We start from the raw sequence: 15,499 nt of genomic DNA, 5'->3' as shown, positions 1-15,499 counted from the left end.
TCATAAATCCGCGGCGCCCCAAAATGGAGCGATATCCATCGTTCGATCAGGGTGGCGCTCGATTTTAGTGCCAGCCTGGTCGCCCTTGACCTTTTTGCGCCCAAAGTCATCCGGCCAGCCCCGGCGCTGTGCCGGAACAACGCCGGTCAACGCGCTGCGCGCCATGTCGGGCGCACCATAAAAAAGGGGCAGAAAAATCTGCCCCTGAAACCTGATTAACTCTTTATCTCGCCAGTATCAGCGCCAACGCGGACAGAACCCAAACCCAATAACCATCTTGCTGTTTATACAGCAATTTTACCATTTGGCTTGAGCCTTACATAAGCGGAACCGGGGATCATGCATGATCAAAACGCATACTGGAACCGCGCACGGACCTCATCTCCGCTTTCGCCGCTGGCTTGCTCGCCATCCATGTAGCTCATGCCGAGTCGGACATTCTTATTGGCGTAGTAGTTGACACCCAGCGTCGTTTGCTCGCCGTCGGTTGTGGCCAGCCCCACATCACTGTATTTTCCATCACCCTCTTCAAAACGGGCGATTACTTCCCAGGCACCTCTGGGCGATGACGGCTTTGCCCGCTTAAACACGCCCGCTTTGTAGGGGCGACTCTCTCCGGTAATGACCCAGCCGAGCTGCACGTAGTAGCCATCGACATCCAACTGCCCTTCCTCGGAATCGAAGTATTCGGCCTGAGCGTGGAAAGGCCCCATACGGCCAGCCAGTTCCAGATTGTAGGTATCGATTTCATCAGCCTGAACATCGGCCTCACGCGTGGTATAACCCGCGCCAAGATGAACAACGGCATCATTCGTTTGAATCGGCGCAAACGTACCCCGTGCCGTTATCGCCGTATTATTGAAGTCGTTGCTGCCGTCACCATCCGCTTCAAAATAACCGATACCGTAGGTCCAGTTACTTCCCTTTCCGCTCAGCTGAATACCGCCACTGCGTCCGGGAGCATAACGCTCGGTCATGGCGGAGCGCTCTAGCGCGGAAATGTCTTTCGAGCTTGTCAGTTCTTCCAGGCCGAAAGGCTCTTTCTGCTTACCGATGGTGACGCTTGCAACTGAGCCAAACCCCAGGTACCGAATGTAAAGGTCTTCGACGTCACCGCCGTCGGCACCCTCACTTTCCGCGACGTTAAACTGAGTCTTGTAGGCCCAGTCGCCATAATGGCCCTTGACGTATAAGCGTGCACGCCGCACATCAAAATCCTTGGTATCAACGCCGTTGTCATCCGACTGCGTTGCGTCGTAATCCCACTGGATACGGCCACCAAGCTGAAAGGATGCCAAATCATCAGACGTTTTGACCTCAATACCACTCTCGGTATTGATCACCAGGTCCTCACCGTCAGTCGTAACAGTACCGGCCTGTGCGGAAACAGCGGAAACCGCCAGCATCAAGCTCAAATATTTCTTAGCCATGGTTTTCTCTTACCTTGTCGGTTTGCTTGTGTATTTTGGAACACCGGGGTAAGTAAATTTGGCTAACATTGCGAAAAAGTTACAGAAAACCAATTAGTCGACCCTGAAAAAAGAAAAACCTGAAGAAAAGCCCCCGGAAGCAGGGGCTTTGCCTGGGCGGCTTAGCTCAGTGCGCGAGTACCCGTGACAGGAATGACTGGGTGCGTTCGTTCTGGGGGTTGTCGAAGACGTCTTCGGGTTTGCCTTGCTCGACAATCTGGCCCTCGTGGATGTAGATCACCCGGTCGGCCACTTCGCGGGCAAAGCCCATTTCGTGGGTGACGACCATCATGGTCATCCCTTCTTTGGCCAGCTCGCGCATGACGTCCAGCACTTCACCGATCATTTCCGGATCCAGGGCTGACGTTGGCTCGTCGAACAGCATGAGGCGCGGTTCCATCGCCAGCGCTCGGGCGATTGCGACCCGCTGTTGCTGGCCGCCGGACAGCTGGCTGGGGTACTTGTCGGCCTGGTTGCCGATGCCCACACGGTTGAGCAACCGCTCGGCGGTGGCATTGGCAACAGTTTCCGGAGCATCCTTGACCTTCTTGGGCGCCAGCATGATGTTCTTTTTCACCGTGAGGTGAGGGAAGAGGTTGAACTGTTGGAATACCATGCCGACTTCCTTGCGGATTTCAGCCAGAGCTTTCGGATTGCCGCTCTTGGGCGCGAGCTGTTGGCCGTCCACTTCCAGTGTTCCGGATTCATATTCTTCAAGGCCGTTCACACAGCGAATCAGGGTGGATTTGCCGGAGCCGCTGGCGCCGATAATAACCACCACTTCGCCCTGTTCAACGGTAAGGTCAATATCTTTGAGGACATGCAGTTTCCCGAAGTACTTGTTCATGCCCTTCATTTTTACAATCTGAGTCATGGGTAACGTTCCTTCAGACAGAAGCCAGTCCGCGGCGCTCAACGAAGCGGAGAATGATGGACAGGGACAGGGTGATGGCCAGGTAGAGGATCGCGACCACAAAATACACCTCGAAGGCGGTAAAGGTGTTGGCAATATAGATCTGGCCCTGGCGGACCAGCTCGCCGACGCCGATCACCGAGAACAGGGATGTGTCCTTGATGCTGACAATGGCCTGGTTACCCAGCGGCGGAATCATGCGACGGAACGCCTGAGGCCACACGACAGACCAGAAGGTCTGGGTTCGGGACAGCCCCAGAGAAAGCCCGGCTTCGGTCTGGCCCTTGTCGATGGACTGAACGCCACCCCGGACCACCTCGGATATGTAGGCGCCGGAGTTCAAAGCGATGGCCGCGATGCCGGCCGTCAAGGGATCAATTGGACCGCCAATCAGGTCCGGCAGGCCGTAGAAAATAAAGAGGACCTGAACCAGGATCGGAGTGCCACGAAAGATTTCGATGTAGGCGGTGGCCGGCCACCGCAGGAACCACTTCTTGTTGATGCTCAGCAGGCCAAAGAAAATGCCCAGAGCAAAACCGATCAGAAGACCGCCGAAGGAGATCAGCAGGGTGTAGGGGATCCCTTTTATCAGAAAAGGGATAGAGTCGATGGCTGCCTGCCAGTCGAACTGAAACTGGAATTCCACAATGAGAGTCTCCGCAGAGTTTTGGAGTCACGAAGTGCCGGGGCAGTGAAGCCCCGGCAAAGGGAATCAGACCTCTGGGGTCCGGGAGCCCTTACATGCCCTCGGGCATGGGGCCAAACCATTTTTCGTAGATGGTTTTGTAAGTGCCATCTTCCTTCATTGCGGCAAGGGCGTCGTTTACATCATCAACCCATTCACTGCCATTCTTGAGGGCAATACCATACTGCTGGCCTTCATACAGCGGGCCGACGGTTGTCACCTTGCCTTCACCTTTGGTGCGGGCAAAGTAGCCTACGTTTGGCGCATCGTAGAACACTGCATCAATGGCACGGGACATCAGCGCCATGTACATATCAGAGCTGCCCGGGTAGGGGGTTACACCGTCATCGGCGTCAAGGTTCTTGACCAGGTAGTCATAACTGGTGCTACCAATCTTGGTGCCGATTTTCTTGCCTTCGAGGTCGTCGAATTCGCTAACGTCGTCATTACCCTCGCGAACGAGGATTCGCAGACCCGAGTCGTAGTACGGGTCGGAGAAATCGACGATCTCTTCACGCTCTTCAGTAATCGTGATGCCGGCAATGGCAATGTCGACGTTGCCGGTTTGCAGGGCGGGGATGATGCCGTTGAAGTCCATGGTGTTGAGGTCAATTTCGAAACCTGCACGGTCGGCTACCTCGCGGATGATCTCCATATCGAAACCGATCATCTCACCGGTTTCCTGGTCCATCATTTCAAACGGAACGAAACTCGGGTCAGTGACGACGCGCAGGGTTTCTGCGCTCACGGTTCCTGCAGCAACGGTCAGTGCCAGGCTGGCGCTTAGGGTCTTCAGCCACTTCGTGCTCATACATTCTCCTTTTCTTTCTTATGAGGCTCCATTTGCCCGGTAAGGCAAGCCGGACCAATCACTGCTGTTGACTGCGATCTCCGGGGAGCGTTGATGGAACTGCATCACATACACTTTAGACTATTACGCAGATGAGCACAGGAAATCAAATGCTTGGCACGGGGGCGGCGGTCGGCAAGGGGTGTCGGATTACGGTGCGGAGGACCGTAATCCGACGGCAATGAACTACATCAAAAAGCAATCTTCTCCCGCTCACTGATGCCCAGGTTCTTCCAGATGCTGATACTGGGTTCCACCTGGTTCAGGGTATAGAAATGCAATCCCGGCGCGCCGGCCTTCAACAGCTTCTCGCACATCTTGGTGACCACTTCCTCACCGAACTTGCGGATGGAATCGCTGTCGTCGCCGTAGGCTTCGAGCTGTTTGCGAATCCAGCGAGGAATTTCCGCGCCGCACATGTCCGAGAAACGAACCAGGTTGGAGAAATTGACGATGGGCATGATGCCCGGGACCACCGGAATGGTAACGCCCATTTTCTCCAGCCGGTCGATGAAGTAGAAGTAGCTGTCCGCGTTGAAGAAGTACTGGGTGATGGCGCTGTTGGCACCGGCCTGAACCTTGCGGGCAAAGTTCTTCAGATCTTCTTCGGCGTTGCGGGCCTGAGGATGAAACTCAGGGTACGCGGCTACTTCCAGGTTAAACGTATCGCCGCTGTGCTCACGGATAAACTCCACCAGCTCGTTGGCGTAGCGCAGCTCACCGGCGGCACCCATACCGGAGGGCATGTCGCCCCGTAGGGCGACAATCCGGTTGATTCCGTGCTCCCGGTACAGATCCAGAAGCTCCCCGATTTCCTGGCGGGTGCCCCCGACGCAGGAAAGATGAGGTGCCGTGGAAATGCCCTGGCTATGCAGGTTGAGCACGGTCTCGATGGTGCGGTCCCGGGTGGAACCACCGGCGCCGAAGGTGACGGAGAAAAAGTCCGGATTCACCTCGGCCAGCTGGTTGCGCACGTTCTGCAGCTTTTCCTTGCCCTGGTCGGTCTTGGGCGGGAAAAACTCAAAGCTGAAACGGCGCTTGAACTGTTTCTGGGATTGCATCTGTTTACCCGATCAGTACTTGTAGCTTTCTGGCTTGTACGGGCCTTCGACCGGTACACCGATGTATTTGGCCTGCTCCGGCGTCATCTTGGTGATAACACCACCAAAGCCTTCCACCATGGCCCGAGCCACTTCCTCATCCAGGTGCTTGGGCAGAACCTGAACGTATACGCCTTTCTCGCGGGCATCTTCCGGCAGATCGGCGAACTTGCGCTCGAACAGGTACATCTGGGCCAGAACCTGGTTGGCAAAGGAGCCATCCATGATCCGTGACGGGTGACCGGTGGCGTTGCCCAGGTTCACCAGGCGGCCTTCGGACAGCAGGATCAGGTGGTCGTTGGTGGCCTTGTCACGGTACACAACGTGCACCTGCGGCTTCACCTCGTCCCATTCCCAGTTCTTGCGCATGTAGGCGGTATCGATCTCGTTGTCGAAGTGACCGATGTTGCACACCACGGCACCGCTTTTCAGGGCTTTGAGCATGTGCGCGTCGCACACGTTCATGTTGCCGGTGGTGGTGACCAGCAGATCGGTGTTCTGCAGCAGGTCGCGGTTCACGGCAGACTCGGTACCGGTGTTCACGCCGTCAATGTACGGAGACACAACTTCGAATCCGTCCATGCAGGCTTGCATGGCACAGATGGGGTCGGCCTCGGTCACTTTTACAATCATGCCTTCCTGGCGCAGGGAAGCAGCAGAGCCCTTGCCTACATCACCATAGCCAATCACCAGGGCTTTCTTGCCTGCCATCAGGTGGTCGGTAGCGCGCTTGATGGCGTCATTCAGGCTGTGGCGACAACCGTATTTGTTGTCGTTCTTGGCCTTGGTGACCGCGTCGTTCACGTTGATGGCCGGCACCTTCAAAGTGCCCTCGCGCAGCATTTCCTGCAGACGATGCACACCGGTGGTGGTTTCTTCGGTCACGCCGTGGCAGTTAGCCAGGATTTCCGGGTACTTCTCATGGAGCAGGGCGGTCAGATCGCCGCCGTCGTCCAGAATCATGTTCGGTTCCCAGCCGTCTACATCGGCTCCGACTGTACGCTCCAGGCACCAGTCGTACTCTTCGTCGGTTTCGCCCTTCCAGGCAAACACGGGAATGCCCTGCGCGGCGATGGCGGCCGCGGCCTGGTCCTGGGTGGAGAAGATGTTGCACGAGGACCAGCGCACGTTCGCACCCAGTTCAATCAGCGTCTCGATCAACACGGCGGTCTGGATGGTCATGTGGATACAGCCCATCACATTGGCGCCTTTCAGCGGCTGCTCGGCTTTGTATTTCTCGCGGAGCTTCATCAGGGCCGGCATTTCGCCTTCAGCGATGTTGATTTCCTTGCGGCCCCAGCCGGCCAGGGAAATATCGCGAACTTTGTAGTCGTCAAAGCTGTTCAGCTTTTCTGCGGGAGTGCTCATGGTGTTCTCCTGTCAGTTCAATCAGTTTGGCTTGGGCGTATGCCTGATGACATACGCCCGAAATCGGTTTAGATACCAGCCGCATCTTTCAGGGCCGCGGCGCGATCGGTCTTCTCCCACGGGAAGGCGGTAAAGGTTTTGCCGCCAACCGTCATTTCATAGGGGTCGCGACCGAAGTGGCCGTAGGCGGCTGTTGCCCGATACATCGGATGCAGCAGGTCAAGCATGTTGGTAATCGCATACGGGCGCAGATCGAAGTTCTGGCGCACCAGTTCAATGATCTTGTCGTCGCTGATCTTGCCGGTTCCGAAGGTGTTCAGGGAGATCGACGTCGGTTGGGCTACGCCGATGGCGTAGGACACCTGGATCTCGCACTTGTCGGCCAGGCCGGCGGCGACGATGTTCTTGGCTACGTAACGGCCGGCGTAAGCGGCAGAGCGGTCAACCTTGGACGGATCCTTACCGGAGAACGCACCACCACCGTGGCGCGCCATACCGCCGTAGGTGTCGACGATGATCTTGCGGCCGGTCAGGCCACAGTCACCAACGGGGCCACCGATCACGAACTTGCCGGTCGGGTTGATGTGGAATTGAGTGTCCTTGTGCAGCAGCTCGGGCGGCAAGGCGTGCTTGACGATCAGTTCCATCACCGCTTCTTTCAGGTCTTCCTGGGTCACGTCTTCATCGTGCTGGGTGGACAGAACCACGGCGTCGATACCGGCAACCCGGCCGTTTTCGTAGCGGCAGGTCACCTGGCTCTTGGCGTCCGGGCGCAGCCACGGCAGCAGGCCGCTCTTGCGGGCCTCGGCCTGTCGCTGCACCAGGCGGTGAGAGAAAGTGATCGGCGCCGGCATGAGTACGTCGGTTTCGTTGCTGGCATAGCCGAACATCAGGCCCTGATCGCCGGCACCCTGGTCTTCAGGCTTCTTGCGATCAACGCCCTGGGCGATATCGACGGACTGCTTGCCGATAATGTTGATGATACCGCAGGTGTCGCCGTCGTAGCCCACTTTCGAGGAGGTGTAGCCGATGTCCTTGATGACACCGCGCACCAGGTCTTCCAGATCCACCCAGGCGCTGGTGGTGATCTCACCGCCAACGATGGCCACACCGGTTTTTACCATGGTCTCGCAGGCAACGCGGGCATGGGGATCGTCGGTCAGGATGGCATCCAGCACGGCATCAGAGATCTGGTCTGCCAGTTTGTCCGGATGGCCTTCAGAGACCGATTCGGAAGTGAAGATGTTGTAGTCAGCCATAGCGCATGCTCCTCTGTGAGCGATTCAAATTCAGGCCGGTAAGCGGTTTTCTTAAAGCGCTTTCCGGTATCCGGTTTGTTGGTCTGTGTGAGGATACGTAAAACTACGTATCCGTATATCAAAATTTGTTGATATTGCGATCCAGGTCGTCAAATCTGACCGCTGTGTTTCCAGAATTCCCGAACCTGGATCTGGAACCCGTTCCGCAAGCCGATAAACAGCTGTTCTCCGGCAACCAGGCCGGCGTCCGCGGCCCAGGTGGTAAGCTCTTCCGGCTCAAACCCGAGCCAGAGATCACCGCAGTTTGCTTTTGCCCAGTCCTGGTCGTGACTGCACAGGTCGCTGATTACGAAGCAGCCGCCGTTGTTCATCAACGCCGCGGCATCAAGGAAGATGTCAGCGGGGCTGGGCACGTGATGCAGAACCATATTCGCAACGACCAGGTCGAAGGCGTCGCCCCTGGCCAGCAGGGTATCGGTAACACCTTCTATCAGGTCGATGTTGTTCAGCCGTTCGTCAATGCAGGTGCGGGTTGCCTTGGCCAGCATGTCCCGGCTGTTATCCAGTGCAACCACATGCCCACAAAGCTCTGCCAGAACCGGTAGGAAGGCACCTTCGCCGGGGCCGATTTCCAGTGCGGCCTGCCATTGATGTTTGCGGGACCGTTTGCGGATCATTTCCGCGACCGGCTCTGCGTAAAGATCAAAAGCGGCGATCAGTTCCTGCTGCTCGCGGAACTGCTCCGCATGCCGGGCGAAGAAAGCCTGGGACTGGTCTGCGCGCTGTGTGCGGATGGCCTCAATGCGCTCCTGCAGATGTGGTGGCAGTGGCACCCGGTCTACCGCTTCAAATATCTGTCGGATGGTCTGGTCGGTTGGCTTGTCGCTGTCCAGGTGCAGCGGGCGACGGTAGAAAATCGCATTGCCTTCACGCTGGGGCTCAAGCAGACCAGCCTTGTTCATTACCTTCAGGTGGTGACTCATGCCGGACTGGCGCATATCAAACAACTGGCTGAGCTCCAGAACTCCGAACGTATCCCGTCTCAACACACGCAGAATCTCCAGGCGCAACGGATCCCCGCCTGCTTTGAAGATCGGGGCCAGTGCGTCCACGGAGGACAGGTTGTCGGCGTGTGTGTTCATGGATGTCATGGAAACGAAGTGTAGGGGGCTTCGGGTGGTCAATCAATAGGCATATCAAAAAATTTTGATATAGACTTATCGTTCTTTGAAATCAGACCTTTCGGAAATCCACAGGCAAACAATCGTGAAACAGGCACATGCCGATTTGCCCCGGCACACACTAATCGGCGAAAATACGCGCCTCATTTTGATCGCCCTTTAATCACTGCGAATTCTTTTCCTGCAAAACACTGGAGAAACGTCAATGCCGTCTCGTAAAGATCTCGCCAACGCCATTCGCGCGCTGAGCATGGATGCGGTTCAGAAAGCCAAGTCCGGCCACCCGGGTGCGCCCATGGGTATGGCGGATATCGCCGAGGTTCTGTGGAACGATTACCTGAGCCACAACCCGGCCAACCCTCAGTGGGCCAACCGGGACCGCTTCGTGCTGTCCAACGGTCACGGCTCCATGCTGCAGTATTCCCTGCTGCACCTGAGCGGGTACGACGTTTCCATCGACGACATCAAGAACTTCCGCCAGTTGCACTCCAAGACGCCGGGCCACCCCGAGTACGGCTACACCCCGGGCATTGAAACCACCACTGGTCCTCTGGGCCAGGGCATTGCCAACGCCGTTGGTTTTGCCATTGCCGAGAAGTCCCTGGCAGCGCAGTTCAACCGTCCGGGCCACGAGATTGTTGACCACTACACCTACGCGTTCCTCGGCGACGGCTGCCTGATGGAAGGCATCTCTCACGAAGTTGCCTCCCTGGCAGGCACCCTCGGCCTCGGCAAGCTTGTGTTCTTCTATGACGACAACGGCATCTCCATCGATGGCGAAGTGGATGGCTGGTTTACTGATAACACCCCGCAGCGTTTCGAGTCTTACGGCTGGCAGGTGATTCCCGCAGTCGACGGCCATGATGCTGACGCCATTCGCGCCGCGATCGAAGCCGCCCGTGCCAACACCGAACAGCCCACGCTGATCTGCTGCAAGACCATCATCGGCTTTGGTTCCCCGAACAAACAGGGCAAGGAAAGCTGTCACGGTGCCCCCCTGGGTGACGACGAAATCACCCTGACCCGCGAGCAGTTGGGCTGGCAGTACGGTCCGTTCGAAATTCCGGCCGACATCGCCAGTGCCTGGAACGCCCGTGAAAAAGGTGCTGCTGCCCAGTCCGAGTGGGAGCAGAAGTTTGCCGCCTACGAAAAGGCGGAGCCGGAACTGGCGGCTGAGTTCAAGCGCCGCATGGCTGGCGACCTGCCCGCCGACTTTGCCGAGAAGGCCCAGGCTTACATCCAGGAATGCCAGGACAAGGCCGAGACTGTGGCTTCCCGCAAGGCGTCCCAGAACACTCTGAACGCTTACGGCCCGCTGCTGCCGGAACTGATGGGCGGCTCTGCCGACCTGGCCGGTTCCAACCTGACTATCTGGTCCGACACCAAGGGTCTGACCAAGGAAGATGCCAGCGGTAACTACATCTATTACGGTGTCCGTGAATTCGGCATGGCTGCGATCATGAACGGCATCGCCCTGCACGGCGGTTTCGTGCCCTACGGCGCGACCTTCCTGATCTTCATGGAATATTGCCGCAACGCCGTGCGCATGGCTGCGCTGATGAAGCAGCGTTCCATCTTCGTGTTCACCCACGACTCCATCGGCCTGGGTGAAGATGGCCCGACTCACCAGCCTATCGAGCAGATGGCCAGTCTGCGCACCACGCCCAACATGAGCATGTGGCGTCCGGCGGATACTGTTGAATCCGCAGTGGCCTGGAAAGCAGCTCTTGAGCGCACCGATGGCCCGACCGCCATGGTCTTCTCCCGTCAGGGGCTGCCGGCACAGCCGCGCGATGCCCAACAGCTGGCGGACGTAGCCAAGGGCGCCTATATCCTGTCAGACAGCGAAGGCACGCCGGACCTGATCCTGATTGCCACCGGCTCCGAAGTCGGCCTGGCGCAGGATGCGGCTGCCCAGCTTCGTGATCAGGGCAAGAACGTGCGCGTGGTTTCCATGCCGTCCACGGACGTGTTCGATGCCCAGAGCGCCGAGTACAAGCAGCAGGTCCTGCCGCTGGATGTCACCAACCGCATCGCCATTGAAGCCGGCATTGCCGATTACTGGTACAAGTACGTTGGCCTGGACGGTCGCATCATCGGCATGACCACCTTTGGTGAGTCCGCCCCGGCCGGTGAGCTGTTCAAGGAATTCGGCTTTACCGTCGACAATGTCCTGGAAGTGGCTGCTGAGCTTCTGGACGCCTGATGACGGACTCTGCGCCTTTTCGTGTCGCCATCAACGGGTACGGCCGAATCGGCCAGTGCGTGTTGCGTGCGCTTTATGAAAACGGCTTCCGCGATCACCTTCAGGTGGTCGCGATCAACGAGTTGTCGGATATCGACACCATTGCCCACCTGACCCGATACGATTCCACCCACGGGCGTTTCCAGGGTGACATTTCGGTATCGGGTCAGGATCTGATGGTCAATGGCGATGCCATCCGCGTGTTGAGTCACGCTGACCCGGCAGAGCTGCCCTGGCGCCTGCTTGATGTCGATCTGGTACTGGAATGTTCCGGCGCCTTCTCGGATCGTGCTACGGCCGAGAAGCACATCGATTCCGGGGCCAGACGCCTGCTCTTCTCGCAGCCGGCCGAGTCCGATGTGGACCGCACCGTTGTCTACGGGGTCAACCACGCTGATCTCACACCGGAAGACGTGATCGTTGCAGCCGCCTCCTGCACCACCAACTGCCTGGTGCCTGTGATCAAGGTGCTGGACGACGCCTTTGGCGTGCAGCAGGGCAGTACCACCACGATTCACGCGGCCATGAATGACCAGCCGGTTATCGATGCCTACCACCACCAGGATTTGCGACGAACCCGCAGCGCCCTGCACAACATCGTTCCGGTGGAAACCGGTCTTGCGAAAGGTATTGAGCGGTTGCTGCCGAGCATGGAAGGCAAGTTCAGTTCGGTCGCCATGCGGGTGCCGACCATGAATGTCTCCGCCATCGACATGGTGGTGAACGTGGGCAAAGCCACCAACGTGGCAGCGGTGAACAACCTGTTAGAAGAGGCCGCCAACGGCCCGTTAAAGAGCATACTCGGCTATACCGACGAACTGCTGGCCAGCTCCGACTTCAACCACGATGCCCACTCCGGCGTGGTGGATGGCGGCCAGACCCGGGTCACCGGGGGCACCATGGTGAAAGTGCTGTGTTGGTTCGATAATGAGTGGGGGTTCGCGAACCGGATGCTCGATGTCAGCAAAAGCTGGTTAACCAAACATTCTTAATCTGAAATTTTGTTGAAGGGACGAACGTTATGGCCATCAAGAGAATGACCGACCTTAACCTCGCCGGTAAGCGAGTGCTGATCCGCGAAGATTTGAACGTGCCGGTCAAGGACGGCAAAGTCTCCAGTGACGCCCGCATTCGCGCGTCACTGCCCACCATCAAGGCGGCTAAAGACGCGGGCGCCAAAGTCATGCTGATGTCCCATCTGGGCCGCCCGGAGGAAGGCGTTTACGACGAAGCCTCCTCCATGAAGCCGGTCGCCGACCACCTGACCAAGGTGCTGGGCCAGGAAGTTCGCCTGATCAAGGACTATCTGGACGGCGTTGAAGTCGCCGATGGCGAAGTTGTCCTGTTCGAGAACGTTCGCTTCAACAAGGGCGAAAAGAAAGACAACGAAGACCTCGCGAAGAAGTACGCGGCCCTGTGCGATGTCTACGTCATGGACGCCTTCGGCACGGCGCACCGCGCCCAGGCCTCCACCCACGGCGTGGCGAGATTCGCCCCAGAGGCCTGCGCCGGCCCGCTGCTGGCGGCCGAGCTTGAAGCCCTTGGCAAAGCCCTGGACAACCCGGCCAAACCGGTGGTTGCCATCGTTGGCGGCTCCAAGGTTTCTACCAAACTGGACGTGCTCAACGCCCTTGAGAAAGTGTGTGACTCCATCATCGTGGGCGGCGGCATCGCCAACACCTTCCTGGCCGCGGCCGGTCACCCGGTCGGCAAATCGCTATGCGAACACGACCTGATCGACACCGCCAAAGACATCGCCAGTCGCGTTGAAATCCCGCTGCCGGTCGACGTGGTTGTTGCCAGCGAGTTCGCCGAAACCGCCACCGCAACCGTCAAGAACATCTCCGACGTCACCGACGACGACATGATTCTCGATGTGGGCCCAGAGACCGCGGGCGAATTCGCTGAACTGCTGAAAAACGCCAAAACCATCCTCTGGAACGGCCCGGTTGGCGTTTTCGAATTCGACCAGTTCGGCAACGGCACCAAAGCGCTTGCTAATGCCATCGCCGAAAGTGACGCCTTCTCCCTCGCCGGCGGTGGTGATACCGTCGCCGCCGTTGACAAGTACGGCGTTGCTGACAAAATCTCGTATATCTCCACCGGTGGTGGCGCGTTCCTGGAATTCGTAGAAGGAAAGACGCTCCCGGCAGTAGCGGTGCTGGAAGAACGCGGCGCGTAACGAGTTACTGAAAGAATCCAACTATCCCCAAAGTCCAAATGAAGGAGACGACCCATGGCCCTGATTTCGATGCGGCAAATGCTGGATCACGCCGCCGAGCATGGTTACGGTGTGCCAGCCTTTAACGTCAACAACCTGGAACAGATGCGCGCCATCATGGAAGCCGCCGACAAAACCGATTCGCCGGTGATTGTCCAGGCCTCCGCCGGTGCCCGTAAGTACGCCGGTGCGCCATTTCTGCGCCATCTGATCCTGGCGGCCATCGAGGAATTCCCGCACATCCCGGTGGTCATGCACCAGGACCACGGCACCAGCCCCTCCGTGTGCCAGCGCTCCATCCAGCTGGGCTTCAGCTCCGTGATGATGGACGGCTCCCTCGGTGAAGACGGTAAAACCCCCACCGACTACGAATACAACGTCGACGTTACCCGTCGCACCGTTGAAATGGCCCACGCCTGCGGTGTCTCCGTAGAAGGCGAGCTGGGTTGCCTGGGTTCTCTCGAAACCGGCCAGGCCGGTGAAGAAGACGGCATCGGTGCCGAAGGTACCCTGGATCACAGCCAGATGCTGACCGACCCGGAAGAAGCGGCGGACTTCGTCAAGAAAACCCACGTTGATGCCCTGGCCATTGCCATCGGCACCAGCCACGGCGCCTACAAGTTCACCCGTCCGCCCACAGGCGACATCCTGGCCATCGACCAGATCAAAGCCATCCACGCTCGCATCCCGGACACCCACCTGGTTATGCACGGCTCCAGCTCCGTACCCCAGGAGTGGCTGAAGATCATCAACGAATACGGTGGCGAGATTCCGGAAACCTATGGTGTGCCGGTCGAAGAAATTGTAGAGGGCATCAAGCACGGCGTGCGCAAGGTCAACATTGATACCGACCTGCGTCTGGCCAGCACTGGCGCCGTTCGTCGCTTCCTGGCTGAGAACCCGGCCGAGTTCGACCCGCGCAAATTCCTCAAGGAAACGATGAAGGCCATGACCGAAGTGTGCATCGCACGCTACGAAGCCTTCGGTTGTGCCGGCAACGCCAGCAAAATCAAGCCGGTGAACCTTGAGCGCATGTTCGAGCGTTACGCCTCCGGTGAGCTGGATCCGAAAGTTAAGTAAGTTATGTTATTCATTTGGGGCGGATCTCCGCCCCAAATGCCTGACCCACCTCAAGTACGAACGACCTTCCCCTTGTAATTTCCCCAATCTCATCAAATATAGTGGTTAGTAAGCGGGCGTACGCCCAGCAGAATAACCAGTGGTGAGGATCCTGATGGACTTCAAAGACTATTACGCCGTGCTCGGTGTGAGTGAGTCTGCCTCCGCCGAGGAGATAAAAAAAGCCTACCGAAAGCTGGCACGGAAATACCATCCGGATGTCAGTAAGGAAGAGGACGCCGACACCAAATTCAAGGAAGTGGGTGAAGCCTACGAAGTACTGAAAGATCCCGAGAAGCGCGCGGAGTACGACCAGCTGCGTAAATACGGCGCCAGGGCGGATGGTTCTTTCGAGCCGCCTCCGGGCTGGCAAAGTGGTGCCGGTTTCGGTGGCGGAGGTTATACCGATGCCGACGCGCGCCAGTTCAGCGACTTCTTCGAGGAGATATTCGGAGGTGGTCGCCAGGGCGGTTTCTCCGGGGGCTACGGTGGTGGCGGTTTCCGCCAGAACATGAGAATGCGCGGTGAGGATGTGCATGCGAGGCTCGCCCTGTTCCTCGAAGAAGCGTTTCACGGCTGTGAAAAGCAGGTTTCTTTTGCGGTACATGAGGCCGATGAGCATGGCCGGGTGATGCCGCGGCAAAAGACCCTGAAAGTGAAGATTCCCGCAGGCATGCGCGAGGGCCAGCATATTCGCCTCAAAGGCCAGGGGGCGCCGGGCGTTGGTGGCGGAGAACCAGGCGATCTGTTCATTGAAGTGGAGCTGGCACCCCATCCGCATTTCACGGTGGAGGGCCGGGACGTATTGGTCACGGTTCCGATCGCCCCCTGGGAGGCCGCTCTGGGGGCAACGGTGACCGTGCCAACGATTGGCTCAAAGGTGAATGTGAAGGTGCCGAAGGGCTCCACCAGTGGACGGAAGCTGCGCCTCAAGGGTAAGGGTTTCCCGGGCAAGCACCCGGGCGATCAGATTGTCATCCTGCAGATTGCCATGCCCGAGAAACACAGCCCTGAGGCCGAAAAGCTCTACGAGCAGCTGGCCGAGGCCGAGAAGCAATTCAATCCACGCAGCAAGCTTCACGTGTGAGC

Annotated in this window: 14 protein-coding genes; 5 read left to right on the top strand and 9 right to left on the bottom strand. The window is 58.1% G+C overall.

The window, feature by feature from the left end; translation table 11 throughout:
* The 9 genes from AC13E3_RS07580 to AC13E3_RS07540 all read right to left on the bottom strand — a co-directional run bounded on the left by AC13E3_RS07580 (position 1) and on the right by AC13E3_RS07540 (position 8,786).
* Entirely contained in the window at positions 1-165 is a 165-nt protein-coding gene (locus tag AC13E3_RS07580) for a hypothetical protein (protein ID WP_008175313.1), read from the bottom strand.
* A gap of 182 nt (positions 166-347) precedes the next feature.
* Positions 348-1,430 carry an OprO/OprP family phosphate-selective porin gene (locus tag AC13E3_RS07575; protein WP_482901876.1) on the bottom strand — a complete coding sequence of 361 codons (1,083 nt, stop codon included), beginning with the start codon at positions 1,428-1,430 and terminating at the stop codon, positions 348-350.
* A gap of 166 nt (positions 1,431-1,596) precedes the next feature.
* Positions 1,597-2,343: an amino acid ABC transporter ATP-binding protein gene (locus AC13E3_RS07570; RefSeq protein WP_008175309.1), complete on the bottom strand. Its 747-nt coding sequence runs from the start codon at positions 2,341-2,343 to the stop codon at positions 1,597-1,599.
* 13 nt (positions 2,344-2,356) lie between these two features.
* A complete protein-coding gene (locus AC13E3_RS07565) occupies positions 2,357-3,028 on the bottom strand; it encodes an amino acid ABC transporter permease (protein ID WP_014578168.1) in 672 nt (223 codons plus the stop codon).
* 91 nt (positions 3,029-3,119) lie between these two features.
* Entirely contained in the window at positions 3,120-3,878 is a 759-nt protein-coding gene (locus tag AC13E3_RS07560; protein ID WP_482901875.1) for a transporter substrate-binding domain-containing protein, read from the bottom strand.
* Between the two features lie 230 nt (positions 3,879-4,108).
* Positions 4,109-4,978 carry a methylenetetrahydrofolate reductase [NAD(P)H] gene (metF, locus tag AC13E3_RS07555; RefSeq protein ID WP_482901874.1) on the bottom strand — a complete coding sequence of 290 codons (870 nt, stop codon included), beginning with the start codon at positions 4,976-4,978 and terminating at the stop codon, positions 4,109-4,111.
* A 12-nt stretch (positions 4,979-4,990) separates the two neighbouring features.
* The gene (gene ahcY / locus AC13E3_RS07550; protein ID WP_008175303.1) at positions 4,991-6,385 is read right to left on the bottom strand and encodes an adenosylhomocysteinase; all 1,395 of its coding nucleotides are present in this window, start codon (positions 6,383-6,385) and stop codon (positions 4,991-4,993) included.
* Between the two features lie 68 nt (positions 6,386-6,453).
* Positions 6,454-7,644 carry a methionine adenosyltransferase gene (gene metK, locus AC13E3_RS07545; protein WP_008175302.1) on the bottom strand — a complete coding sequence of 397 codons (1,191 nt, stop codon included), beginning with the start codon at positions 7,642-7,644 and terminating at the stop codon, positions 6,454-6,456.
* Between the two features lie 149 nt (positions 7,645-7,793).
* Positions 7,794-8,786 carry an ArsR/SmtB family transcription factor gene (locus tag AC13E3_RS07540; RefSeq protein ID WP_227499645.1) on the bottom strand — a complete coding sequence of 331 codons (993 nt, stop codon included), beginning with the start codon at positions 8,784-8,786 and terminating at the stop codon, positions 7,794-7,796.
* A gap of 244 nt (positions 8,787-9,030) precedes the next feature.
* Between AC13E3_RS07540 and tkt the strand changes: the two genes are divergently transcribed.
* From tkt to AC13E3_RS07515, 5 genes are all read left to right on the top strand, one after another.
* Positions 9,031-11,031, top strand: a complete 2,001-nt coding sequence (tkt, locus tag AC13E3_RS07535; RefSeq protein WP_092031990.1) for a transketolase — start codon at positions 9,031-9,033, stop codon at positions 11,029-11,031.
* Complete coding sequence (gap, locus tag AC13E3_RS07530; protein ID WP_008175297.1) at positions 11,031-12,062, top strand: type I glyceraldehyde-3-phosphate dehydrogenase; 1,032 nt, start codon at positions 11,031-11,033, stop codon at positions 12,060-12,062. Before tkt ends, gap begins: the two co-directional genes overlap by 1 nt.
* A 29-nt stretch (positions 12,063-12,091) precedes the next feature.
* Positions 12,092-13,252 carry a phosphoglycerate kinase gene (locus AC13E3_RS07525; protein ID WP_008175289.1) on the top strand — a complete coding sequence of 387 codons (1,161 nt, stop codon included), beginning with the start codon at positions 12,092-12,094 and terminating at the stop codon, positions 13,250-13,252.
* A 54-nt stretch (positions 13,253-13,306) separates the two neighbouring features.
* Positions 13,307-14,371, top strand: a complete 1,065-nt coding sequence (fba, locus tag AC13E3_RS07520) for a class II fructose-bisphosphate aldolase (protein ID WP_048496096.1) — start codon at positions 13,307-13,309, stop codon at positions 14,369-14,371.
* Positions 14,372-14,525: 154 nt separating this feature from the next.
* On the top strand, positions 14,526-15,497 hold the full coding sequence (locus AC13E3_RS07515; protein WP_041645533.1) for a DnaJ C-terminal domain-containing protein: 972 nt from the start codon (positions 14,526-14,528) through the stop codon (positions 15,495-15,497).
* The last annotated feature ends 2 nt before the right edge of the window (positions 15,498-15,499 follow it).

This window comes from Marinobacter sp. L-80, from assembly GCF_056859395.1.
Note: the sequence above shows the minus strand (reverse complement) of the source record. Positions and strands in the feature narration are given on the sequence as shown.